General features: G+C 68.3%; 20 protein-coding genes. 10 read left to right on the top strand and 10 right to left on the bottom strand.

All coding sequences use genetic code 11. The features are described 5' to 3' along the window. Positions 1-103: 103 nt before the first annotated feature. The 4 genes from IEY14_RS12435 to IEY14_RS12450 are packed head-to-tail and all read left to right on the top strand — an operon-like array spanning position 104 to position 4,459. A complete protein-coding gene (locus IEY14_RS12435; RefSeq protein WP_188908860.1) occupies positions 104-1,048 on the top strand; it encodes a sugar ABC transporter substrate-binding protein in 945 nt (314 codons plus the stop codon). A gap of 32 nt (positions 1,049-1,080) precedes the next feature. Next, entirely contained in the window at positions 1,081-2,619 is a 1,539-nt protein-coding gene (locus IEY14_RS12440) for a sugar ABC transporter ATP-binding protein (RefSeq protein ID WP_188908862.1), read from the top strand. Continuing rightward, positions 2,616-3,611 (top strand): ABC transporter permease, encoded by a 996-nt coding sequence (locus IEY14_RS12445; RefSeq protein WP_188908864.1) that lies wholly within the window; start codon positions 2,616-2,618, stop codon positions 3,609-3,611. Before IEY14_RS12440 ends, IEY14_RS12445 begins: the two co-directional genes overlap by 4 nt. 5 nt (positions 3,612-3,616) lie before the next feature. After that, the gene (locus tag IEY14_RS12450; RefSeq protein WP_188908865.1) at positions 3,617-4,459 is read left to right on the top strand and encodes an N-acyl homoserine lactonase family protein; all 843 of its coding nucleotides are present in this window, start codon (positions 3,617-3,619) and stop codon (positions 4,457-4,459) included. A 206-nt stretch (positions 4,460-4,665) separates the two neighbouring features. On the opposite strand, the gene IEY14_RS12455 is transcribed toward IEY14_RS12450, so the two are convergent. The 9 genes from IEY14_RS12455 to IEY14_RS12495 all read right to left on the bottom strand — a co-directional run bounded on the left by IEY14_RS12455 (position 4,666) and on the right by IEY14_RS12495 (position 14,206). Then, positions 4,666-6,177: an alkaline phosphatase family protein gene (locus tag IEY14_RS12455; RefSeq protein WP_188908867.1), complete on the bottom strand. Its 1,512-nt coding sequence runs from the start codon at positions 6,175-6,177 to the stop codon at positions 4,666-4,668. After that, positions 6,161-7,198, bottom strand: a complete 1,038-nt coding sequence (locus tag IEY14_RS12460) for an ABC transporter ATP-binding protein (RefSeq protein WP_210318381.1) — start codon at positions 7,196-7,198, stop codon at positions 6,161-6,163. The genes IEY14_RS12455 and IEY14_RS12460 overlap by 17 nt, the downstream gene beginning before the upstream one ends. Further along, a complete protein-coding gene (locus tag IEY14_RS12465; RefSeq protein ID WP_188908869.1) occupies positions 7,195-8,094 on the bottom strand; it encodes an ABC transporter permease in 900 nt (299 codons plus the stop codon). Before IEY14_RS12465 ends, IEY14_RS12460 begins: the two co-directional genes overlap by 4 nt. Continuing rightward, positions 8,082-8,984, bottom strand: coding sequence for an ABC transporter permease subunit (locus IEY14_RS12470; RefSeq protein ID WP_188908871.1), 903 nt, complete (start codon positions 8,982-8,984; stop codon positions 8,082-8,084). The genes IEY14_RS12465 and IEY14_RS12470 overlap by 13 nt, the downstream gene beginning before the upstream one ends. A 4-nt stretch (positions 8,985-8,988) precedes the next feature. Next, positions 8,989-10,122 (bottom strand): extracellular solute-binding protein, encoded by a 1,134-nt coding sequence (locus tag IEY14_RS12475; protein ID WP_188908873.1) that lies wholly within the window; start codon positions 10,120-10,122, stop codon positions 8,989-8,991. 58 nt (positions 10,123-10,180) lie between these two features. Then, positions 10,181-10,984, bottom strand: coding sequence for a phosphonoacetaldehyde hydrolase (gene phnX / locus IEY14_RS12480; protein WP_188908876.1), 804 nt, complete (start codon positions 10,982-10,984; stop codon positions 10,181-10,183). Then, positions 10,981-12,144, bottom strand: a complete 1,164-nt coding sequence (locus tag IEY14_RS12485) for a TIGR03364 family FAD-dependent oxidoreductase (protein ID WP_188908878.1) — start codon at positions 12,142-12,144, stop codon at positions 10,981-10,983. The genes phnX and IEY14_RS12485 overlap by 4 nt, the downstream gene beginning before the upstream one ends. Before the next feature lie 136 nt (positions 12,145-12,280). Then, positions 12,281-13,174: a LysR substrate-binding domain-containing protein gene (locus IEY14_RS12490; protein WP_188908880.1), complete on the bottom strand. Its 894-nt coding sequence runs from the start codon at positions 13,172-13,174 to the stop codon at positions 12,281-12,283. 348 nt (positions 13,175-13,522) lie between these two features. After that, complete coding sequence (locus tag IEY14_RS12495; protein ID WP_188909257.1) at positions 13,523-14,206, bottom strand: GntR family transcriptional regulator; 684 nt, start codon at positions 14,204-14,206, stop codon at positions 13,523-13,525. A gap of 159 nt (positions 14,207-14,365) precedes the next feature. Here IEY14_RS12495 and IEY14_RS12500 point away from each other — a divergent pair, with 159 nt between their 5' ends. From IEY14_RS12500 to IEY14_RS12515, 4 genes are all read left to right on the top strand, one after another. Continuing rightward, positions 14,366-15,262 (top strand): substrate-binding periplasmic protein, encoded by an 897-nt coding sequence (locus tag IEY14_RS12500; RefSeq protein WP_244639459.1) that lies wholly within the window; start codon positions 14,366-14,368, stop codon positions 15,260-15,262. 15 nt (positions 15,263-15,277) lie between these two features. Further along, on the top strand, positions 15,278-16,018 hold the full coding sequence (locus IEY14_RS12505; protein WP_210318383.1) for an amino acid ABC transporter permease: 741 nt from the start codon (positions 15,278-15,280) through the stop codon (positions 16,016-16,018). Positions 16,019-16,032: 14 nt separating this feature from the next. After that, positions 16,033-16,824 carry an amino acid ABC transporter ATP-binding protein gene (locus IEY14_RS12510; protein ID WP_188909259.1) on the top strand — a complete coding sequence of 264 codons (792 nt, stop codon included), beginning with the start codon at positions 16,033-16,035 and terminating at the stop codon, positions 16,822-16,824. Between the two features lie 112 nt (positions 16,825-16,936). Beyond that, on the top strand, positions 16,937-18,133 hold the full coding sequence (locus tag IEY14_RS12515; RefSeq protein ID WP_188908884.1) for an NAD(P)/FAD-dependent oxidoreductase: 1,197 nt from the start codon (positions 16,937-16,939) through the stop codon (positions 18,131-18,133). A 356-nt stretch (positions 18,134-18,489) separates the two neighbouring features. Here IEY14_RS12515 and IEY14_RS12520 read toward each other — a convergent pair whose 3' ends face one another. After that, a complete protein-coding gene (locus tag IEY14_RS12520; protein WP_188908886.1) occupies positions 18,490-19,461 on the bottom strand; it encodes an oxidoreductase in 972 nt (323 codons plus the stop codon). A 431-nt stretch (positions 19,462-19,892) separates the two neighbouring features. Between IEY14_RS12520 and IEY14_RS12525 the strand changes: the two genes are divergently transcribed. Beyond that, entirely contained in the window at positions 19,893-20,627 is a 735-nt protein-coding gene (locus IEY14_RS12525; protein ID WP_188908889.1) for a response regulator, read from the top strand. Next, entirely contained in the window at positions 20,624-22,069 is a 1,446-nt protein-coding gene (locus IEY14_RS12530) for an ATP-binding protein (protein WP_244639460.1), read from the top strand. Before IEY14_RS12525 ends, IEY14_RS12530 begins: the two co-directional genes overlap by 4 nt. Positions 22,070-22,081 lie beyond the last annotated feature (12 nt).

Here is a 22,081-nt window from a genome sequence, read left to right on the forward strand (position 1 = left end):
ATGCCACTTGCAAATCATCGGCCGTTTGGCACAGATTGGCAAAACGGTTCGCTCTTGTTCGCCGGGAGGGTGGCAGGAGCCGAAGCAGCCGTGGGAGGATCCGATGAACGCTTCAACGATCGCCATCGTCATGGCAGGCCTGGTCGCGACGCTCTCGCCGGCCGCGGCCGAGGACAAGCCGCTTCTCGGCATCGTCTCGATCTCCGCGACGGAGGCCAACAACGTCCGCTACATCGCCGGCGCGACGGCCGCCGCCGAGAAGGCGGGCTGGCAGGTCTCCGTCATCGACGCCGCCGGCAGCGCCGACCAGGCGAATTCCGCAATCCAGAATTTTGCCGGTCGCGGCGCGGGCGCGATCATCGACATGGTCTTTCCCTATTCCTCGATCGGGGCCGGCCTCGCCGCCGCCAAGGATGCGGGCATTCCCGTCGTCACCTGGGGCGGCGGCCTCGGCTCCTCGGTCGCGGCGACCAACGGATCGGGCGCGCCGATCGCGCAGCCGGTGATCGAGAAGATGATCGCCGATCTCGGCGGCAAGGGCAGCCTCCTCGCGCTCACCTACCGCACCGGCGAGGTCTGCCGGAACCGCGAGGTTCTTCTCGACGAGATGCTGAAGGCGAGCCCAGAGATCACCGTCACCAAGAACGAGGTGCGCATCCCCGGCTATTTCGAGGACGGCGCGCAATATGCGAATGCCTGGCTGGCCTCTCATCCCGCGGGCGACGGCAACCTGGCGATCTGGGGTTGCTGGGACGACCCGGCGATCGGAGCGATCGGGGCGCTGCGCCAGCAGGGCCGCGAGGACGTCAAGGTCTATGGCGTGAACGGCAACGCCCAGGCGATCGAGAACGTGCAGAACGGTCATATGACCGCGACCGCCTGGGAGGACAGCTACACCGAAGGCCGGCGCATGGTGGAGATGCTGGACGAGATCAGGAAGGCCGGTGCCGACTGGACGCCGAAGGCCGCCGAGGTTCCGGCCATCCTGGTGACGAAGGACACCGTCGCGAACTTCGTGAAGCAGCATCCCGAGGCGCTCGGCAAGTGACGCCGCAGGCCGCGCCGCGACCGGCCGAGGGCATGCCCGCGACCGATGGCGCGCCGTTCCTCGTCGCCGAGGACGTCGCCAAGTCCTATGGCGGCGTCCAGGCTCTCAAGGGCGTTTCGCTCACCGTTCGGCCGGGCGAGGTGCACGGGCTCGTCGGGGCGAACGGCGCGGGCAAATCGACCCTGATCCGAATCCTGGCGGGTCTCACGCAGCCCGATCGAGGTCGGATCGACGTCGACGGCACGCCCGCCTCGATCTCGGCGCCCCAGCGCGCGGTCGATCTCGGCATGACGTTCATCCACCAGGAACTCGCCTTCGTGCCCGGCATGACGGTTCTCCAGAACATCATGCTGGGACTGCCCCAAAGGCAGCGCTTCGGCGTCGTGGACTGGCGGTCGATCGCACGCGAAGTCGAGCCCGTGGCGCGGCGGGTCGGCCTCGCCGCACCGCTCTTCTCCAGCGTCAAAGGCCTGTCGGTCGCCGAGAAATGGCTGATCAACATCTGCCGCGCTCTTGTGCGCAAGGCCCGTCTGATCGTCATGGACGAGCCCACCGCCTCCTTGTCGGCAACGGAGGCCGAGACGCTGCTGCGCATCGTCGAGGACCTCTCGCGCTCGGGCGTCGCGGTGCTCTACGTCTCGCATCGGCTCGATGAAATCCTGCGGCTTTGCCACCGCGTCACCGCGTTTCGCGATGGGCGATCGGTCGCGACGATGGAGGGGGCCGGCCTGACGAGACTCGCGCTGGTCGAGGCGATCGTCGGCGGCGCCGTCGAGAGGCTCGAGAAGCCGGCGGGCGACGTCAGGCGCAACGAGGTCGTGCTGGCGGTCTCGGGACTGACGCGCCTCCCCCGCGTGCGCGATGTCGGCTTCGAACTCCATCGTGGCGAGGTGCTCGGTATCGGCGGGCTTGTCGGCGCCGGGCGGACCGAACTCGTGCGTCTCCTCTACGGCGCCGACCGACCCGACGGCGGCGTGATGCGCCTCGACGGCGCGCCCTTCGCGCCGCGCCGCCCCGCCGATGCCGTGAAGGCCGGGTTCGGCCTCGTGCCGGAGGAGCGGCGCAGCGAGGGCCTGGTGCTCGCCAAGAGCGTCGCCTTCAATCTCCATTTGTCCAGCCTATCGCGGATCGTCTCCGGCCCTCTCGTGCCGCTCGTCAGCGCCGCGCGGCAGCGGACGCTGTCGAACGACATGATCCGCGATCTCGCGATCAAGACGCCGGACATGCACGCGCCCGTCGGGCGCCTCAGCGGCGGCAATCAGCAGAAGGTCGTGATCGGCCGCTGGCTGCTGCGCGCGCCCCGGATCCTGATGCTCGACGAACCGACGCGCGGCGTCGACATCGGAGCCCGGGGCGAGATCCACCGCCTGATCCGTGACTTGGCGCGGCAGGGCATGGCGGTTCTCGTCGTCTCCTCCGAGCCGGACGAACTGCCGGACCTCTGCGACCGCGTGCTGGTCATGGCCGAGGGACGCATCGTGCGGGAGCTCCGGGGATCCGCCCTCACCCGCAACGCCATCATCGAGGCGAGCTACGCCGAAGGGCGCAACGCCGGAGACTCAAGCCCATGACCGATGCGAGCGCACCGGCGCGCCGCCTTTCCCCTCAGGCGAAGACCGCCCTCGGCATCTTCGCGCGCTATGCGACCATCATCGGCCTTCTCGCCATGATCGCCGCCTTCGCGATCCTGTCGCCGCGCGCCTTTCCGACCCTCAGCAATTTCACCAACGTCCTCAACCAGGCCTCGCTGACCATGATCATCGCGGCCGGACTCACGCTGGCGGTGGTGGTCGGCGAACTCGACCTGTCGGTCGGGTTCGCGGCAAGCCTGCACGGCATCCTCGTGACCGGCCTCATCGTCTCCTCCGGCCTGCCGATCCCGCTCGCGATCCTGATCGTCCTCTGCGCGGGCGCCCTCATCGGTCTCGTCAACGGGCTGATCGTCACCAAGATCAAGGTCAATTCGGTGATCGCGACGCTCGGGGTCGGAACGATCCTCACGGGCCTTGCCTTCGCCTATTCGGCGGGCGTTCCGATCGTCTCGGGCGTGCCGGAGACCTTCCTCCAGCTTTCGCTGGGACGATGGCTCTTCGGGATTCCGAACAACATCGTCATCATGGCCCTCGTGGTCGGCGGCCTTTGGGTGCTGGTGGAGCGCTCGGCGCTCGGCCAGGAGATCCAGGCGGTCGGCGGCAACCCGGCCGCCGCGCGCCTCGCAGGCATCGACGTCGACCGCATCAAGATCCTGGGTTTCGTGATCTCGGGGGTCTGTGCCGCGCTGACCGGCATCCTTCTCGCCTCCCGCCTGGGCAGCGGCACGGCAAGCGCCGCCGACAGCTACCTCCTGACCGCCTTCGCCGCCGTGTTTCTCGGCTCGGCCACGCTGCGGGACGGCGAGTTCCACATCCTCGGCACGCTGATCGGCGCGCTGATCATCGCCTTCGGCTTCAACGGGCTGAACATCTTCGGCGCGCCCACCTTCTCGCAATATGTCCTGCAGGGCGCCATTCTCATCCTGGCCGTCGGGCTCTCCAGCCTCGGCCGTTCGATCGCGGAAAGCTGAGAGCCATGTCGAACCCTGACGCGCCGCACTGGGACGTTCACGTCATCGAGTTCGCCCGGTCGAAGGACCAGCTCGTGGCCGGGCTCGTGCACGGAGCCTATGACGAGGGCACGGTGGACGTGCCCTTCTCCTTCGTCCTCGCCCGGAGCGGCGAGCACCGGGTGCTGGTCGATACCGGATTCATGAAGGAGGGAAGCGGCGAAGCGATGAGCGAGAAGTTCGGCGTGCCCTTCTGGGTGTCGCCGCTGCGCATGCTGGCGGCGCTCGGCGTCGAGCCGGCGGACGTCACCGACATCGTGCTCAGCCACGCCCATTTCGACCATATGGGCTCGATCCACGAGTTTCCGAAGGCGCGGCTCCACATCCAGAAGAGCGAGCTCCTGTCCTGGATCGAGGCGCTCGCGCTGCCGCGCCAGTTCGGCTACCTCACGGAGATCATCAATCCGGACGACCTGCGCCACGCCTTCGACGCCTCGCTGGAGCATCGCTTGAATCTCGTGGACGGGGATGTCGACGATCTCCTGCCCGGCCTGCATCTGAGGCTCGGCGCCGGCCATACGGTCGGGCAGCAATTCGTGATCCTGCAGACGGAGCGGGGGCGGCTGGTGATCTCCGGCGACTGCGTTTATTCCAAGCGCAACATCTGCGGACACAATCACGACGGCGTCTACGTTCCGCTGGCCAACGCCACGGGCAGCGTCTGGGACCAGCTCAAGACGTTCGACCGGATCAACCGCGAGATTGCGGGCGACCTCGGCCGGCTCGTGATCCTCCACGACATGCAGCGCTGGCCCAACCTGCCGGTCGTCGAGGAGATCGACGGCTTCCGCATCGTAAAGGCGTCCTGAACCGGGTTCGTCGCCTTTCGAAGACTGAGCCGTCACCAATCGCGGGCCGAAAGCAGACCATCAGCGATCGAGTGGCGCCGGTCGCATGGCGATACCGCGCCGCGCCGACATCGGCCATAAGACCGCCCGGCTGACGGCGCTCCGACCGCTGCCCACCGAAGCCATGTGGAAACGCAGGCTCGAGAAGACGAGGCGGGCGCCGAAGTTCAGGCGGTCAGCGTGTCGTCCTCATGCGTCAGGCGCAACTCCAGGAGACGTTCGAGGCCTTCCAGGCGAAGCGGGGCCGAGGCGGGATCGCGGCTGCGGTTGATCCGCTCCTCGGGATCCTCGGCAAGGTCGATGAGGACCGGCGGCAGCCCGGCGAAATGAACGTATTTCAGCCGATCGGTGCGCACGACATGGAGGCTCAGCCGGTTCGGCGGCAGGCCGAAATGCCTCTCTGTCCCGCCGCCGGCGGGGTCGCGGAAATCGAAGCTCCAGAAGGCGGCGTCGCGCCAGTCCGCCGGGCGCTCGCCCCGGCAGAACGGCAGCAGGCTGCGCCCGTCGACATTGGGCGGCGGCTGGAGGCCGATCAGGTCGAGGATCGTCGGCAGGACGTCGATCGACTGCGTGAAGGCGGACACGCGCGTGCCTCGCGCACTTCTGGCCGCCGGTCGCGGATCGCGCAGGATCAGTGGAATATGGGCCGACTGGTCGAAATAGCCGAGCTTGCCGAGGAGGCCGTGATCGAACAGCTGCTCGCCATGGTCGCCGGACAGGACGATCAGCGTCCGGTCCCAGCGGCCGGCCGCCTTCAGCGCCGCGACGATCCGGCCGAGATGGTGGTCCACCTCCGCCGCCATGCCGGCATAGGTCGCCCGCAGGCGGCGCACCAGGCGCTCGTCCGCCGCGACGATCTGCCCCGACAGGCTGGGGGCGAAACGCGACAGATCCACCTGTCCCTGATGGAAGGCGATGAGCGGATGCTGCGCCCCCTCGCGCGCGAAATCGCCCCAGCCGATCGGCAGCGCGACATCGGCGGGATCGACCAGCGAATGGAACGGCTCGGCGACGGCGAAGGGCGGATGGGGCGCGATGAAGGAGAGATGGACGAAGAAGGGCTCGGGCCCGGCGACCGACAGCCAGTCGAGGAACCGGTCCGTCAGGAAGGCGGTCTCGGACTCCTCCGCCTGGAAGACGGCCGGCGCGCCGAACGGCGCCTGCCCGAAGATCGCCTCCCGCCCCTCTTCGGGCCGGGACACGTCGTGGCCGCGCTTCTTGAGATGGGCGAGCCAGGGAACGGCGCGTTCGGTGAGAAGCGTGTCGACCTCGATGCCCGGCGCGAGCCCCTCGTAGTCGCCGCGCGCCGGATCGCCCGGCGCCAGAGCGCGCGGATCGGCGGTCGTGTCGGTATAGCCGAAAAGCCTGGGGCGATAGCCGGCGCGGCGGGCCTCGGAGAAGACGGTCGGATGGCGCGCGTCGAGCGGCGTGCCGTTGAGGATCGAGCGGTGCTTGTGCGGGTAGAGCCCGGTATGGAGCCCGGCCCGCGCCGGGCCGCAGGGATAGGCCTGCGTGAAGTGGTTCTCGAAGATGACGCCGTCCCGCGCCAGCGCCTCGACATTCGGCAGCGCCACCGGCGCGCGGCCCGGACCGTGGTCGGCGCGCCACTGGTCGGCGGTGACGAAGAGGATGTCGAAGCCGCCGCCGGGATCGGCCTTGGTCTCAGAGCGGGAAGACATGCGCGTCGCCGGGTTCGATCGCCACATGGACGCGGTCGCCGGGTGCGAGACCGGCCGTCTCGCGGCTCGGCCAGTCGACGCGCAGGCGCAGCGGTCCCTCTTCGCCGTGGAGCGTGAGGTAGAAGCGCGTCGTCTGCCCCTGGAAGAGCCGCGCCTCGATCTCGGCCGGCTCGCCGCCGCCTTCGGCCCTGCGGTGGACATCCTCCGCCCGCACGAAGATCCCGACGCGCGACACCGTCGCCGCGACCGGAAACTCGATCGCGCCGATCCGGGCGCGCCCGTTTCGCACCGGCAGGTCCAGCCGGTTGCGCCCACCGATGAAGCCGGCCGTGAAGGCGCTGGCCGGCCGGTCGTAGAGCGCGGCGGGGCTCGCCACCTCCTCGATCCGCCCCGCCCGCATCACGGCGACGCGATCGGCCATGGCGAGGGCTTCCGACTGGTCGTGCGTGACGATGATCGCCGTCGTGCCCACCCGCTGCTGGATGCGGCGGATCTCGTCGCGCAGATGATCGCGCACCACGGCGTCGAGCGCCGAAAGCGGCTCGTCGAGAAGGAGGACCTCGGGATCGGCGGCGAGCGCACGGGCCAGCGCGGTGCGCTGCTGCTGGCCGCCGGACAACTGGTTCGGATAATGACCGGCCCGCTCGGACAGGCCGACCAGGGCGATCAATTCCTCGGCGCGGGCATGGATCTTCGCCGGCGCGACGCCCCTCACCTTCAGCGGGAAGCCGATATTCTCCGCCACCGTCATGTTCGGAAAGAGAGCATAGGCTTGGAACACCATGCCGATCGGCCGTTTCTGCGTCGGCATATGCGTGACGTCGCGGCCCCCGAACAGGATGCGGCCCCGATCCGGCAGGGCCAGGCCGGCGATGCAGCGCAGAAGCGTGGTCTTGCCGCAGCCCGAGGCGCCGAGCAGCGCGATCATCTCGCCGGCCCGGATCGACAGGTCGACCATTTCGAGCGCCGGCTTGCCGTCATAGCTCTTGCCGAGAGCTTCGATATCGATCGTGGCGCTCACGGCTTGCCTCCCCGGGCCGGGCCGGCGGGCGGAGACGCGCTCCGGCCGGCATTGGCGTAGACGACGGCGATCGACAGGGCGAGCGTCACCGCGAAATTAATCATGGTCATGACGGCGAGGACGTTGAAATCGGCGTCCGCGCTCTTCAGCATGTTGAGGAGATAGAGCTGGACGGTCTCGAACCGGCTGCCCGTCGTGACCTGGACGATGGCGATCTCGTTGAACGAGACGGCGAAGGCGAGGATGGCGCCGCTGGCAAGGCCCGGCCCGATATTCGGCAGGATCACCCGCCGCAGGATCTGCCCGGTGGTGGCGCCGCAGGTGCGGGCCGCCTCGGCGAGCTCTTCCACCTTCGCCGCCGCCATCGCGCCGTCGACGGACCAGTAGACGAAGGAGAAGGCGACCGCGACGTGGGCGGCGACGAGCAGGCCGAGCGAGCCCTGCACCATGGGTAGATAGTCGCCAGTGGCCCGCAGAAGGCCGAAGGCGATGACGAGAAGCGGCATGGCGAAGGGGATGGCGGCCAGCGTTTCCAGAACAGGTCGGATCGCCGGGTTGCGCACGCGCTGCCAGTAGACGGCGGGAGCGACGAGGAGGATGTCGATGACGGCGACCGCCACCGCGAGCCCGAGGGAGCGCCAGAGCACGCCTCGGAATCGCGCGTCGGCAAAGCCGCCGATCCAGTGTTCGAGCGTATAGCCGGCGGGCAGGACATCCGTCGTCCAGCGCGTCGCGAGGCTGTAGAGCCCGACCGCCACCAGCGGCAGGAGGACGTAGAGCGCGGCGAGGACGAGAAGGGGCATCGCGCTCCAGCCGGCCCGTACCGGACCTTCCACGCGGCGCACCCGTCCGGTCCGGCTCGGCGCGGCGCCGGCGGAAAGGGTCACGTCAGCCATTTCAGACCTCGCCGGGTGAGAAGGCGGAACAGGAGAAGACTGACGATGGCGAAGACCATCAGGATCACCGCCATGACCGGCATGCGCTGGCTGCCGAAGAGCGAACCCTGAAGCGTGCGGCTCATGTCGATGGTGATCAGCGGATAGGCGTTCGGCGATTCCCCCATCAGCGCGACGGGCGTGCCGTACATGCCGACAGACCAGGTGAAGATCAGCAGCCAGGAGGCGAGCAGGAACGGGCGCAGCACCGGCCAGCCGATATGCCACCAGAATTGCGCCCGGCTCGCAGAGCAGCACTTGGCCGCCTCCCACCATTCCTCGCGCAGGAGGCTCATCGCGGGCAGCGAGAAGAGCACGAACATCGGAACGTTCGTATACTCGTAGGCGATGACGAGGCCCCAGAAGGAATTGGCCGGAGGCGGCGCGAGATCGAGCCCGGTCGAGCGGAGCATCAGCGTCACCATGCCATAGGTGCCGAGAGCGGCGACGAAGGCGAAGCCGATGCCGATGCCGCTGAAATTGGCGGCGACGTTGAGAAGGCCGAGATAGAGGGAACGGCTGCCGCGCGCCATGCGCGACAGAACCCAGGCGAGCGGCGCGCCGACGACGAGCGCGATCGTCGCCACGGCGAAGGCGAGAAGCAGGCTGTCGCCGATCGCGGTCTGCGCGCTGCGCGAGCCGAAGACGCCGATCCAGTTGGCGAGCGTGAAGCCCGATCCGGTGGCGGTGGCGAAACTGGCCCGCAGCATCACGAGGCAGGGCGTCAGCAGGAGCGCTCCGGCGACGAGGATGAGGGGCAGCGCCGGCAACCAGTCGCCGAGAAGCCGCGCCAGACGCGAAGGGCGGGCCGCCCCCGCGGACGGGGCGGGTGTCGGGTTGCCGGCGCCCATGGTCTCAGCCTCCCGCGACCTGTTCCTGCCAGACGCCGGCGATGGCGGCGACGTCGAGATCGGCCCAGTTCTTGATGACGTGGACGCCCGCGTATTGCGTGTCGGGCAGCCAGCCGGCCTTCGCCTCGGCCGGCAGGTCGAGATCGCCGAGCACCCAGCGGATCGGGCGGGCGCCGAACTTGGCGAAGGCGATCTGCGCCTCGTCGGAGAGGACGAAGTCGAGGAGGAGCTTGGCGGCGTCCATCTTGGCCGTGTTGTAGCGGTTGATCATCAGCGCGGAGGGCGCGTAGATCGAATCCTTCGGGATCACCACCTCGGCCTTCACGCCCTTGGCCTTCACCTGCGCGGCGGCGGCAAGGCAGTTGAAGTCGTATTTGAGCTGGATCGGCACCTCGCCGCGCTCCAGCGTCTGGGCGTTCTTGGCGGCGGTCGAGAACTGCGGCAGCATCGACCGGGCGAAGTCGGCGCCGGGTTTCAGATCCGTCTCGCTGCCGCCATGCGCATAGGCCCAGGCGATGAAGATCGCGAGATCGGTGCCGCTCATGCCGCCGGCATCGATCGAGCCGATGAGGCCCTTGTATTCGGGCTTGGCGAGGTCGGCCCAGGATCGCGGCACGTTCTTGACCACATCGGTGTTGACCACGAAGGCCGGCACGCCCGTATAGGTCGCGACCCAGCCGCCGTCCTTGCCCCGAAGGCCGGCGGGCAGCTTCCGGGCGCGCGGCGGCATGTAGGGCGGCACCACGCCGCGCGCGTCGGCGACCGGTCCGAAGAGGATGCCGATATCGGCCGAGATCGCCACCGGATTGTTCTTCTCGGCGTCGAACTTCGTGATCTCCTCCAGCGAGCTCATGTCCGTATCGACATGGGTGAGCTGGAAGCCGTTGGCGGCGGCCATCTTCTGGAGGACCTCGCCATAGTTCGCCCAGGAATCCGGCATGCCGTAGGACGTGAATTCCGCCGCCTGCACCTTCGCCTTGGCAAGATCGACGGGCGCCGCCCAGTCGCCTTCCGCCGCGAAGGCGGACAGAGCACCGGGACGAGCGAGTCCGAAGGCTGCGGCGAGGCCGAGCGTGCCGGCGCCGGCGAGGAAGCCGCGGCGATCCACCGCCGGCCGAAGAAGCCTTGACATCGTCATGGATAGGTCCTTTCGAAACGATCCGCCCAAGCCTTCGGGCCGGAAGAAGGAAGAGGTGTCAGGGACGCTCGCCGCGCGCGATCCGCGCCTCGATCGCGTCGATGGCGGGCAGAAGGTCAGCGACGGTGTCGATCACGAGATGCGCGCCGTGGCGGCGAAGAGCCGTGCCGGCGCGCTCGCGCAGCGCCTGCCGCTCACCCTCCGGCAGCGCGGCCAATTCGTCCGGCGCGAGGCCGGCCTCGTTGCCGCTGAGCGCGACGCCGATCGTCCAGCAGCCGGCATGGACGCCCTCCTCGATGCCGACGCCCGTATCGTCCACCTTGACAACCCGCGCCGCCGGCCAGACGCCGAGATCGAGAAAGGTGCGATACATGTTCATCGGGCTCGGCCGCCCTTCGGCGAGATCGCCGGCGCAGACGAGATTGTCCGGCGAGAAGCCCTGCGCCGCGGCGAGCGGCAGAAGGCGGGCCATGATCGAGCGCGTGTAGCCGGTGGTGGAGCCGATGCGGCAGCCGCGTTCGCGAAGGACCGCCACGGCCTCGGCCGCGCCGGCCACGAGAGTCGCGTAATCGGCGACGACCGCCTCGTTCATCGGCACGAAGATCTCGTAGATCCGATCGACGGCCGCCTTGTCGGGCGCCGCGCCCTGCGCCGCCCGCCAGGCCGCCGCGATGCGCGGCTCGGCCAGCATCGCGGCGATATGGTCCCATTTCGGCCGGCCCATCGGGCCGCGCGCCTCGGCGACGGAAACCTCTACGCCGAAGCGCGCGAAGGCTTCCACGAAGACGCCCATCGGCGCGCGCGAGCCGAAATCGATTACCGTCCCCGCCCAGTCGAAGACGACCGCCCTCACCTCGCTCATCGCGCCATCTCCTGCATGCGGAAATCCTGCGGCGCGAGGCCGAAAAGCTCGCCCACCACTTCCTCGCCGAGCGCGAAGCCCGTCGAAGCCCCGGTGCCGCCCGTCACCATCGCGAGGCGCACCTTCGGCTCGGGCGCCTCGACCAGCACCGTGCGGTCGCTCGCCGAGGCATAGGTGCCCGTCCAGCGCTCGCGGACCTGCCGCCCCGGCAGGTCGAGCACGGCGTCGAGTTCGTCGAGGATCAGCGCGTCGACGCGCTCGCTGGCGAAGGGGTCGGGCCGGTCGCCATAGACATGGCTGTCGCCGACGACGAGCGAGCCGTCCGCCGACTGGACGGCGATGAGGTGAACGCCCGCCGCCCGCGCCTCCGCAGCCTCCTGATCGAGCCGCCGGACGAGCGGGACGGCCTCGGCGAGGTCGGCGAAGCCCTCGTAGCGGGCGAAGGACAGATCGGACATCACGGCCGCGTCGAGCCGCACCGGCGCGGCCGGGGCGACGCGCAGCATCTGAAGCGTGCAGATGCGGAGCGCCGCCGCCCGGATGACGTCGGGATAAAGGGTCGAAAGGTCGTCGCCGGGGCAGACGACCACCCTGTCCGCCCGGATGAGGCCGCCAGAGGTCGCAAGACCCTCCGGCCGAACGGCGTGGACGGCCGTGTTCCAATGGAAGGCGACGCCATGGGCCTCGGCGAGCAAGGCGGCGAGCTTGGGCAGGGCCTCGCGGGATTCGACCCGCAATTCGTGCGGGCTGTGGAGGGCGCCGCGCAGACCGGCGCGGCGCAGCGCCGGCAGGCGTTCCGCCGCCTCGTCCGGCTCGATCCGCCGGCAGTCGGCGCCCATCTCGGTGCGCAGGAAGGCGTCGAGAACGCAAAAGGCCTCGGCGCGATAGGCCGGCATGACGAGACCGCGCTGCAACACCGCGATGCCGGCCAGCGGCGCGACCTCGGCCCAGACATCCCGGCTGCGGCGGGCGCGCGCCCAATGGGCCCCTGCCTTCTGGCCGGTGACGGTGACGAAGCCGAAATTGCGGATGGACGCCCCGAAGGCGGCCGGGGCGCGATCGGCGACGACAACGCTGAGGCCTCGCCGGGTGGCCGCGAGAGCCATGCCGAGGCCGACGATGCCGGCGCCGACGATGGCGAGATCATAGGAATGGGCCATCGGCCGTCTCGGTTCAGTGAAGCAGAGCCGCCGCTCGCGGCTGTTGCCCTTTCTTAACCGGACCTCATGACAGTTCTATGACTTTTCATAAATTATAGGAGATACCTATAATTCGTCATGCGTCTCGATAGAGCGATCAGAAGCGCGCGGGCGCCGGTCCCACGACGCCCTCGGCGGCGAGCGCTAGAAAGGCGGCAACGGCGGCGTGGCGGACATATTCGGGCAGCGTCACGAGGTAATGCCCGATATCGGAGCCGGCATCCTCCAGGACGGCGACATCGATATGCTCGTCGGCCTCGACCTCGCCCTCGACGGCGATGGCGAGGCCGATGCCGACGGCCGCCGCCGCATAGGCGACATCGAGCGTCGCGACCTCCATGACCGGGTCGAGCACGATCCCCGCCGCCTCCGCCAGCCGATCGAGGAGGGACCGGGTGCCTGACAGCCGGTTCCAGAGCACCATTTTCTGCCCGTCGAGATCGGCGATGCGGATCGCGCCGGAGGCGAGCGCCGCATGGCCCTTCTGGCCGTAGACGACGATCCGGCAGCGGGCGAGTTCGAAACAGACGAGGCGCGGATCGGGCGCCGGGCGCGAGATCGCCGCCAGATCGAGATCGCCCTTCAGCACCGCTTCGATCAGCTCGGCCGAGGGGCCGCCCCGCGTGACGACCCGGATCTCGCCATGACGGCGGACGAAGGCGGAGAGGATCGGCATGATCAGCCGATGCGCGCTGAAGCCGAGCGACAGACGCCGCGCCGCCGCGCCGCCCTCGCCGCGCATGTCGCGCTCGATCTCGTCCAGGCAGGCGAGCGCGATGCGGATCTTGGCGACGAGCGATTCGGCCTCCGGCGCGACGCGGATCGAATGGCCGTCGCGATGGAAGATGCGGAAGGGCGAGGCGGATTCGAAGGCCTGGACCTGGGCGGAGACGGTCGGTTGGCTGACCCCGATCTCGCGCGCGGCACGCGAGAACTGGCCGGTGCGGGCCAGCGCGTCGACGGCACGGAGCTGGGCGAGAGTCGGCGCCATGGACTGAGGTCTCCGAAGAAGGCGGACGGGATCGAGGCCTGTCGCAGCCCGGACGACGCGCGCCGCCCGACGAAGCGACAAGCCGTGAGGCTTGCCCCGAAACCGGCAAGCGGCACCAGTAGCGCGCGCGGAGAACGAACTCCACAGCACCGACGCCTCCCACGATCCGAGGTCGCGCCGCTTGGGAACGGGACGATCGACTGTCTCAAAGGCCAGCGCGCAATCACCAGCAATTTCAGCGCCGGTCATCGTGGAAAAATCCTACCTTCGGCGCACCGTCTTCGACTGCCATCTCACGCTTGGTGGGTGCTCCCCGAAGGCGGGGATGGAAGAACGCATCTCCGGTTGTCAGATGACCTTCCTGACCTCCACCTCGAACCGCTGCACATGGTCCAACGCGATGCGTTCCGCCTCGTCGGCATCACCGGCGCAGACGGCTTCGAGCATTTGAATCTGCTCGATCAGAACGTGGCCAAGGCTGGACAGGAGGCTGGGGAAGGTCCTCACGGTCACATGGAGAATCCGCAGGGACAGATTGTGATAGTGCTCAAGCGTCTCGAAGAGATAGGGGTTCTTCGCCGCCCGGTAGATGAAGCGATGGACCTGGCGATCCAGCGCCAGCGTATCCTTGAGGTCTAGCGGTCCTGTCACGTTCCTCAGCTTGGCGATCAGGCGCTGAGCCTCTTCGCGCTCGGGTTCCCTCAGGCGTTCGGCCGCCAGCCTCGTCGCCCAGGACTCGATCTTCGCCCGCGCCTCGTAGACGGCCGTCAGGTCGTGCATATTGATCCGGCTGACGAACGTGCCCCGACGCGCGCTGACGAACACGAAGCCGTCGCGCTGCAGGCGCTGAAGCGCCTCGCGGACAGGGGTGCGCCCGACGTCGAGCCGCTCCATCAGCTCGCCTTCCTTCAGCAGCGTGCCAGGCGGCAGTTCCGTGTTGATGATCGATTCGCGCAACCGCACATAGGTGCGCTCGGCCAATGTCTGATCGCCTTCGGGCTCCTCCACCCCGATCGCCAACAAATCCAGCATTTCACCCAATCCCGTCTCATCCGCTGCCCTGCTTTCCAGCTCGTCTGTTCAAAAAACGAGCGATCACAGAGCTGCTTGACATCTGCTCATACTGGAATATCGTCAATATATCACAATATATCAAAGGGGCCGCAGTTCATGAAACGCAGATTCCTCGGGATGTCCCTGGCGCTGACCACCGCGCTGGCGATCGGCTTCGGCGCGCTGGTTTCCGGCTCGCTCGACAAGGCCGCGGCGCAGGAGCTCGAAGTGCTGAAGCCGGGCACCCTCCTGGTCACCGTGCAGCCGTATATGCCTTACACGGCGGTCGATAACGGCAAGCTCGTCGGGTTGGACAGCGACATCCTGGCCGCCGTCGCTGCGAAGCTCGGCCTGAAGATCGAGGTCAACGTGACCGACTTCGCCGGCATGTTGGGCTCGGTGCAGTCCGGGCGTGCCGACATCACGATCGGCGGCATTGCCTGGTCGGATGCGCGGCAGAAGGTCGGCCTGTTCACCGATCCGCCCTACTACTCGCCGCCGGCCATGGCCGTGCATGGCGAGGCGACCTTCCCCGACGTGTCGAGCCTGGAAGGCAAGAGCCTCGGGACCGTGACGGGTTATGTCTGGGCGAAGTCGATCGCTCAGGTCCCCGGAGCGTCGCCCCATGTCTATCCGGCCGCCGACAGCGTGTTCTCCGATCTCGCGTCGGGCCGCCTGGACACGGGCTTCCTCGACCCGCTGCTGATCACTTATCAGCAGCAGCAGCGCCCGGACATGAAGGTGCGCATCGCATACCTGAAGCCGCCCGCCGCCGAAGAGGTCGCCAAGCACCCCGACTACAAATACTTCCAGCCCTACATGACGGGCTTCTACCTGCCCAAGCAGTCGGTCAATCTCGAGAAGGCGATTAGCAAGGAAATCGACGCGATGTACGCGGACGGCTCCCTGGCCGCGCTCGTCAAGAGGTGGGGCGGCGATCCCGCTCAGTTCCTCACCCCGTCGCCGGAGATGACGGCGCAGCGGCGAGGTGTCGATCGTCCCTCCGACTGGGCTCTTCCGTCAATCGGGAAGTAAGAGCGGAGTCGTCCCGTGAACTGGTTCTCTGGTTTGACCGATGCGTTCCAGGTGTCCTGGGGCGACTATGCGAGCAATATCGGCTGGGGTCTGCTTCAGACCCTGGCCTATACTCTGGCGAGCTTCCTCGGCGCGACCGTCCTCGGACTGATCGTCGCCCTGATGCGGCTCAACAGCGTGCGCGGCATCCGCTTCGTCGCGGCCTGCTATACCGAGATCTTCAAGAACGTCCCGCTTCTCGCCATCATCTTTCTCACCTATTTCGGCCTTCCGTCGGTGGGTGTGCGGCTGCCGGTCTTCGAGGCCGGGGTCCTCAGCCTCGTCGTTTTCTATGCGGCCTATCTCTCCGAGATCTTCCGGGCGGCGATCTCCGGCGTCCATCGCGGACAGTTGGAGGCCTCGCAAGCGCTGGGCCTCAAGCGCGGCAAGACCTTCTTCCACGTCACGTTGCCGCAAGCCGTCCGCCTGGTTCTGCCCGGCACCAACACGATGTTCGTCGACCTCATCAAGTCGACATCGCTTCTGGTGACGATCTCGGCCGCCGAACTCATGACGCAGGCCCACCTCATCGCCTCGGAAACCTTTCGGTCGCTCGAAGTGTATCTGGTGATCTCGGTCGTCTACTTCGCCATCTGCTACCCGGTATCCCAGGGACTCCTGCTTCTCGAGCGCAGGATCCAGGCCGGCGTCCCGCTGTCGGTCGGGCGCCGGCGCAGGCTCAAGCTGGCGTCCGCCCTTCTGGCTCAAGGGAGCTGACCGAGGTGCTTCTCATGGAAGATCAATGCTTATCCGCCGATGGTCGGGCTTCCCGCAGCCCCGCCATCAGGATCGCCGGTCTGCGCAAATCCTTCGATGGGCGGATCGTCCTCGACGATGTCGATCTGGAGGTTCCCGCCGGACGGATCGTCAGCATCATCGGCCAGAGCGGCGGCGGCAAGACCACGCTGATGCGATGCGTGAACCTGCTGGAGCGCCCGGACCAGGGGATGATCGCGATCGGGGACGACGTCATCTTTTCCGGCAACGGCGTCGCCTGCACGGATCTTCCGAAACTCCGGCAGCGCGTCGGCATGGTGTTCCAGCGCTTCAACCTCTTCCCGCATCTGACGGCGATCGAGAACGTCATTCTGGCGCAGATCCAGGCCGCCGGCATCGAAGAGGAACAGGCGGTCGAGCGCGCCGTCCGCCTCCTGACGCGGGTCGGGCTCGCGAAACGGGCGATGGCATATCCCGAGCAGATGTCGGGTGGCGAGCAGCAGCGCGTCGCCATCGCGCGGGCCCTCGCCCTCGGGCCCTCGGTCCTCCTGTTCGACGAGCCGACCTCCGCGCTCGACCCGGAATCCACCGGCGAGGTCCTGCGCGTCATGCGCGAGCTCGCCGCCGACGGCATGACCATGGTGCTCGTCACGCACGAGCTGCCATTCGCCAGGGAAGTCTCCGATTGGGTCGTCTTCATCGATGGCGGTCGCATCATCGAGCAGGGTCCGCCCCATCAGGTGCTGGGGTCGCCGCGCGAGCCGCGCACCATCGCCTACGTCTCCCGCTACGCAGCGAGCGCCTGAACGCCCCGACATCCCTCCGACGCTTAGGCGGGGCGCCCGACGCTGGCGGGCTTCGCGCCTGTCCGTCACGCCGCCGAAGGGGCGGTGATCTCCGACAGGCAAGATTGACCCGATGGAACATGTCTCGACCGAAATCGCGATCATCGGAGGTGGCGTGATCGGACTGACGACCGCCTTGCGGCTCCGCGCCGACGGGCACGAGGTGGTTCTGATCGAGCCGAACCAGCCAGGATCGGGGGCCTCCTACGGCAATGCCGGCACGGTCGCCGACTATGCCATCATCCCGGTCGGCACTCCCGCGATCCTCCGGAACATCGGCTCCCTGCTTCTCGACGCGAACAGCCCCCTGTCGATCCGCAAAGCCGCGCTCCCCACCCTGTTTCCATGGCTGATCCGGTTCGCCTACGAGGCCCTTCCCCATCGCTACCGGGACAATACTCGCCGGATCGCGAACCTGCTCTCCGACGCATCCGCCGAATGGACGGAACTGGCCAGCGAAATCGGCGGCTCTCACCTCCTGAGCGGCAAGGGCTGCCTCTATCTCTACTCGACCCCGAAGGCCTTCGAAGCCGCCAAGCGGGTCGCCGCCTTCCGCCGCGACCATGGGATCGCGCAGGAGCTGCTTTCGCCGGACGAGATCGGGCGGCTCGAGCCGAACCTTCCCGCGAGCGAAGGCGGCGGCGTCCTGTTTCCCAAGGCCATCAACCTCGCGGACCCTGGCCAGACGATGGACCTCCTCGCCGCCTCGGTGCGGCGAAGCGGCGTCCCGATCTGCCAGGCTTCGGCGACGGCGATCACGCGCGAGGCCGGCTTCGTCAGGATCACGGCGGCGCCCTTCGACATCCGCGCCAAGACCGTGGTCGTCGCCGCCGGGGCGCATTCGGCCCGGTTCGCGCGGCAGGTGGACGATCCCGTCCGCCTCGATACGGAACGCGGCTACCATCTCGAATTCGACATGGACCGCCCGCCCGTCGAGCGCCCGGTCTGTCCCACCGAATACGGCTTCTACTTCTGTCCCATGAAGGGCCGCTTGCGGATCGCCGGAACCGTCGAGCTCGGCGGCCTCGCCGCGCCCTCGAACCCGCGCCGTCTCGATGTCCTGCTGGCGAACGCCCGGCGGACTTTCCCGTGGCTCGGAACGCCGAGCCGCACCTGGCTCGGGTTCCGTCCGTCCATGCCGGATTCGGTGCCGGTGATACGACCGTCGAAGGGCGGCAAGGATGTCATCTTCGCATTCGGACACGGGCATATCGGCCTGACCCTGGCACCCCGCACCGCCCGCATGGTCGGCGAACTTCTGGCGGCGTGAGGGTGGAGCGAAGTCTGCGAGATTGCGACTCGCCTTAAATTGACGGGCAGCCGAAGGCGGCGAATCCTGAAGAGATCGCTATCCACCCCGCCGCATGGCGATGGCGCAGCGCCGATAGGGCGAATTCCTTGTGCGGACGATCGCAGGCGGCGCCGCCGCCAACGCCTCGGGCGGATCGATCTGGCGCCGAGGATCTTGCACAGGCCCTGGACGGGAAAGTTCGATCGATGCCGCGTCGATGAAGCGAACTCCAGCGACCGCAAGACGCCGAGTGCGGCGCCGACTGCCGGGGGTTCATGCAGCCGGGTTCGCCTCGGTCGGATTCGCAGCACGGCGGAAGATGACGTTCCATATGCCTAACCTGCCCTGCTCGTGACGGCTGAGGAACCATCGGCGGCCATGAGTTCGGGTCCACCGAATCCGAGGCCGACGAGGTCCTCCGAGACGTCCCAGAGCCGCTTGGCGGCATGGATGTCCAGCGAGGCGGCGGGTGGCTTCGCTCGCGTCGGGAAGCCGCGCGTCTCGGCGAGCTTGTCGGGTCCGTAATAGCCGCCACCCCGCACGTCGGGAGATGTGGCCGCCAGCAGCGTCGGCAACGCGCCTTGTGCCGCCGGCTGGAACAGGAACCAGCCGAGGGAGCGCACGATGCCCATCGGGCTGAAACGGCCCGGCGCGTTGTGCAGGAGATCGGTTCGCGAGACCCCGGGATGGGCGGCGAGGCTGGTGATGCCCCATCCGGCTGCATCGCTGCGGCGCTGGAGTTCGAAGGCGAACATCAGACAGGCGAGCTTCGACTGCGCGTAGACGGGCATCGGCCTGTAGCCATGTTCGGCCTGAAGGTCGTCGAAGTCGATGCGTCCACTGCGGGCGGCGACGCTGGAGACGGTGACGACGCGGGCATCGGGTCCGCGCCGCAGCAGCGGCAGGAGCTGGGCCGTCAGGGCGAAGTGGCCGAGATAGTTGGTGCCGAGTTGCAGCTCGAACCCATCGGCGGTGGTTCGCCGCCGGGGCGGCGTCATGACCCCTGCATTGTTGATCAGGATATCGACGCCATCCCGGCTCGTCGCCAAGCGACGGCCGAAGGCGGCAACCGAGGCGAGATCGGCGAGGTCGAGCGCTTCGAAGGCCACCGACGCTCCCGGCGCGTCCCGCCTGATCCTCGCGACGGCCTCGGCGCCCTTCGCCGCGCTGCGCCCGGCGACGATCACCTCGGCGCCGGACCGCGCGAGCTCCAGCGCGGTCTCGAAGCCGAGGCCGCCGGTCCCGGTCACGACCGCCGTGCGGCCGCGCTGCGAGGGCATGTCCTTCGTGGTCCAATGCTCGGTCATTTCGGTGCCTTTCCTTCGATGCGGATGGATGGCCGTGGCTTCGCCGCCGACCTTCCGCGCGGGATTGGATGCGCGCCTGCCGGTGCGGGAAGACGGCCGGCGGACAGGCATCCATGAGGGGACAGTCGGGAGGGTCGGTCCTGCGCTTCGCGAGGGCGCGAACGGAAGGGACCGTGATCGCTCCCTCTTCTTGATGTAACGGATCGTCCGCGGCCCCGTCCGGCGTTTCCCTGCTTGTCCTCGAGGCTCACGCTAACCGGCGACTGTCGCGATCTCGTCCCGGCGATGTCGATGAATGTACGAAATTGTATCAGGTCGCGGGGTCGAAGCCCTCTCGCGCCGGGATCCTGGCACAGGCCGATACACTTTCGTGGAAGCGCCGCGCACGCTCCTGCCGTATGAAGATGAGTGTCCAGCGCTGGAGACCATCGATGGAGAGCGTGCCCCATATCGCCGTCGTCGACGATCACCGCGATATCCGCGACCTCGTCGGCAAGTACCTCCAGCAGCAGGGCTACCGCGTCAGCACCGTCGACGGCGGCGCGGCCTTGCGCCGGCTGCTCGAGCGCGGCGCGCCGGACCTCATCGTCCTCGACATCATGATGCCCGGCGAGGACGGCCTCACCCTCTGCCGCGAGCTGCGGAGCGGCTCGCGGACGGGCGCCGGCATTCCGATCATCTTCCTGACGGCCCGCGCGGAGGAGACCGACCGCGTCATCGGCCTCGAACTCGGGGCCGACGACTACCTCGTCAAACCCTTCTCGTCGCGCGAGCTGCTGGCGCGCATCAAGGCGGTTCTGCGCCGGGTCAACAGCCTGCCGCCGCAGCCGGCCGACCTCCGCAAGAGCGGGACGATCCGCTTCGACCGCTGGATTCTCGATTTCGGCCGGCGCGAGCTTCAAGGCGACGACGGGGTCGGCGTGCCGCTTTCCACCGCCGAGTTCCGCCTCCTCAAGGTCTTCGTCGAGCGCCCCGGGCTCGTTCTCAGTCGCGACCAGCTCCTCGACCTGACCGTCGGCCGCGAGGCCGATCCGTTCGACCGCTCCATCGACAACCAGATCAGCCGGCTGCGTCGCAAGGTCGAGGCCGATCCGAAGAACCCCTCCATCATCCAGACGCATCGGGGCGGCGGCTACAGCTTCATGCCGGAGGTCTCCGCCCCGTGAAACGCCTCCTGACCTGGTGGGACAAGAGTCTGACGATCCAGCTCCTCGTCTCCATGCTGGCCGCCCTGTTCATCGCCCAAAGCATCGGGATGTGCCTGTCCTGGGACCAGTTCCGGGCGGATCTGCGCATCGCGGCCCGGAGCGAGCTCAGCAGCCGCGCCGCCGCCGTGGCACGCCTGATCGAGACCGTCCCCGCCGATCTCCGAACGGAGATCGCGCGCGTCAACAGCACGGACTATACGCGCTTCTGGATCTCGGCGGCGCCCGAGACCGATCTCCGGCCCTTTGTGCAGGAGGCGTTCGAGCGGTTCCAGGTGCCCTTGCGCTCGCTTCTCAACGGCACCGGCGAGCGGGCCTCGGCCGGCGCCCCGCCCGCCCCCGAGCCGGTGCCCAAAGGCACGACCGCCGCGGCCTTTGCCGAAGGGGTCGCCTGGGGCGCGCCGCCGGCGAACCGGACGGACCTTCCCACCCGCGCGAGCTATCTCGACTTCGCGTCGGGCAACGGTGCCGGGATCATCGTGCCGCTGAGCGACGGGCGGGCGCTGAACGTCGCTTTCTATAAGAACTACATGCCTTCGATCTGGGCGACGCATCTTCCGCTCTCGCTCGCCGTGACCGCTGTGCTCGTGTCGCTGGTCGGGGTGCTGACGGTGCAGAGCATCGCGCGTCCCCTGCGCCAGCTCACCAAGGCGGCGGAGACGCTCGGGCGTGGCGAAGCGGTGGCTCCGCTCCATGCCTGCGGCCCCGACGACATCCGGCGTACGGCGGAGGCCTTCAACCAGATGCAGGAACGGCTGCACCGCTTCGTGGAGGACCGGACGCGGATGCTGGCCGCGATCGGCCATGATCTCCGCACCCCCCTGACGACCTTGCGCCTGCGCGCGGAACTGGTCGAGGACCGGGATCTTCAGGAGCGGATGCTCTCTACCATCGACGAGATGCAGTCGATGACCGAGGCGACATTGTCGCTGGCGCGGCAGGATGCCAACGGCGAGCCGACCCGCACGATCGACCTGTCGGCCCTTGTCGAGAGCATTTGCGACGATCTCGCCGAGATCGGTCACTCCGTCACGTTCCACACGGGCCCGCGCATAACCTACCGCTGCCGGCCGGACGGGCTGAGGCGCACGATCCGCAACCTCGTCGAGAACGCGGTGCGCTACGCCGGACATGCCGACGTGCGGCTGGCCGCCGGTGCCTCGACCGTGGAGATCCTGGTCGAGGACGCGGGTCCGGGGATTCCGCTCGACAATGTCGAGGATGTGTTCGCCCCCTTCTTCCGCCTGGAGCACTCGCGCTCGCGCGAGACCGGCGGCGTCGGTCTCGGCCTGTCGATCGCCCGCGCCATCGCCCGCCAGCACGGGGGCGATGTCGTGCTGGCGCCGCGAGCTCCCGGTCTCGCGTCCCCGGGTCTGCGGGCAGCCGTCGTGCTGCCGGCTTAGGAGGCTTCCATG

The organism is Aureimonas endophytica, from assembly GCF_014642635.1.
In the GTDB taxonomy this organism is placed as follows: Bacteria; Pseudomonadota; Alphaproteobacteria; order Rhizobiales; family Rhizobiaceae; genus Plantimonas; species Plantimonas endophytica.

What these genes read in the sequence shown, in the direction of transcription:
- IEY14_RS12435 (WP_188908860.1), top strand. Translation starts at nt 104, where the DNA reads ATGAACGCTTCAACGATCGCCATCGTCATGGCAGGCCTGGTCGCGACG.
- IEY14_RS12440 (WP_188908862.1), top strand. Translation starts at nt 1,081, where the DNA reads ATGCCCGCGACCGATGGCGCGCCGTTCCTCGTCGCCGAGGACGTCGCC.
- IEY14_RS12445 (WP_188908864.1), top strand. Translation starts at nt 2,616, where the DNA reads ATGACCGATGCGAGCGCACCGGCGCGCCGCCTTTCCCCTCAGGCGAAG.
- IEY14_RS12450 (WP_188908865.1), top strand. Translation starts at nt 3,617, where the DNA reads ATGTCGAACCCTGACGCGCCGCACTGGGACGTTCACGTCATCGAGTTC.
- IEY14_RS12455 (WP_188908867.1), bottom strand. Translation starts at nt 6,177, where the DNA reads ATGTCTTCCCGCTCTGAGACCAAGGCCGATCCCGGCGGCGGCTTCGAC.
- IEY14_RS12465 (WP_188908869.1), bottom strand. Translation starts at nt 8,094, where the DNA reads ATGGCTGACGTGACCCTTTCCGCCGGCGCCGCGCCGAGCCGGACCGGA.
- IEY14_RS12470 (WP_188908871.1), bottom strand. Translation starts at nt 8,984, where the DNA reads ATGGGCGCCGGCAACCCGACACCCGCCCCGTCCGCGGGGGCGGCCCGC.
- IEY14_RS12475 (WP_188908873.1), bottom strand. Translation starts at nt 10,122, where the DNA reads ATGACGATGTCAAGGCTTCTTCGGCCGGCGGTGGATCGCCGCGGCTTC.
- phnX (WP_188908876.1), bottom strand. Translation starts at nt 10,984, where the DNA reads ATGAGCGAGGTGAGGGCGGTCGTCTTCGACTGGGCGGGGACGGTAATC.
- IEY14_RS12485 (WP_188908878.1), bottom strand. Translation starts at nt 12,144, where the DNA reads ATGGCCCATTCCTATGATCTCGCCATCGTCGGCGCCGGCATCGTCGGC.
- IEY14_RS12490 (WP_188908880.1), bottom strand. Translation starts at nt 13,174, where the DNA reads ATGGCGCCGACTCTCGCCCAGCTCCGTGCCGTCGACGCGCTGGCCCGC.
- IEY14_RS12495 (WP_188909257.1), bottom strand. Translation starts at nt 14,206, where the DNA reads ATGCTGGATTTGTTGGCGATCGGGGTGGAGGAGCCCGAAGGCGATCAG.
- IEY14_RS12500 (WP_244639459.1), top strand. Translation starts at nt 14,366, where the DNA reads ATGTCCCTGGCGCTGACCACCGCGCTGGCGATCGGCTTCGGCGCGCTG.
- IEY14_RS12510 (WP_188909259.1), top strand. Translation starts at nt 16,033, where the DNA reads ATGGAAGATCAATGCTTATCCGCCGATGGTCGGGCTTCCCGCAGCCCC.
- IEY14_RS12515 (WP_188908884.1), top strand. Translation starts at nt 16,937, where the DNA reads ATGGAACATGTCTCGACCGAAATCGCGATCATCGGAGGTGGCGTGATC.
- IEY14_RS12520 (WP_188908886.1), bottom strand. Translation starts at nt 19,461, where the DNA reads ATGACCGAGCATTGGACCACGAAGGACATGCCCTCGCAGCGCGGCCGC.
- IEY14_RS12525 (WP_188908889.1), top strand. Translation starts at nt 19,893, where the DNA reads ATGGAGAGCGTGCCCCATATCGCCGTCGTCGACGATCACCGCGATATC.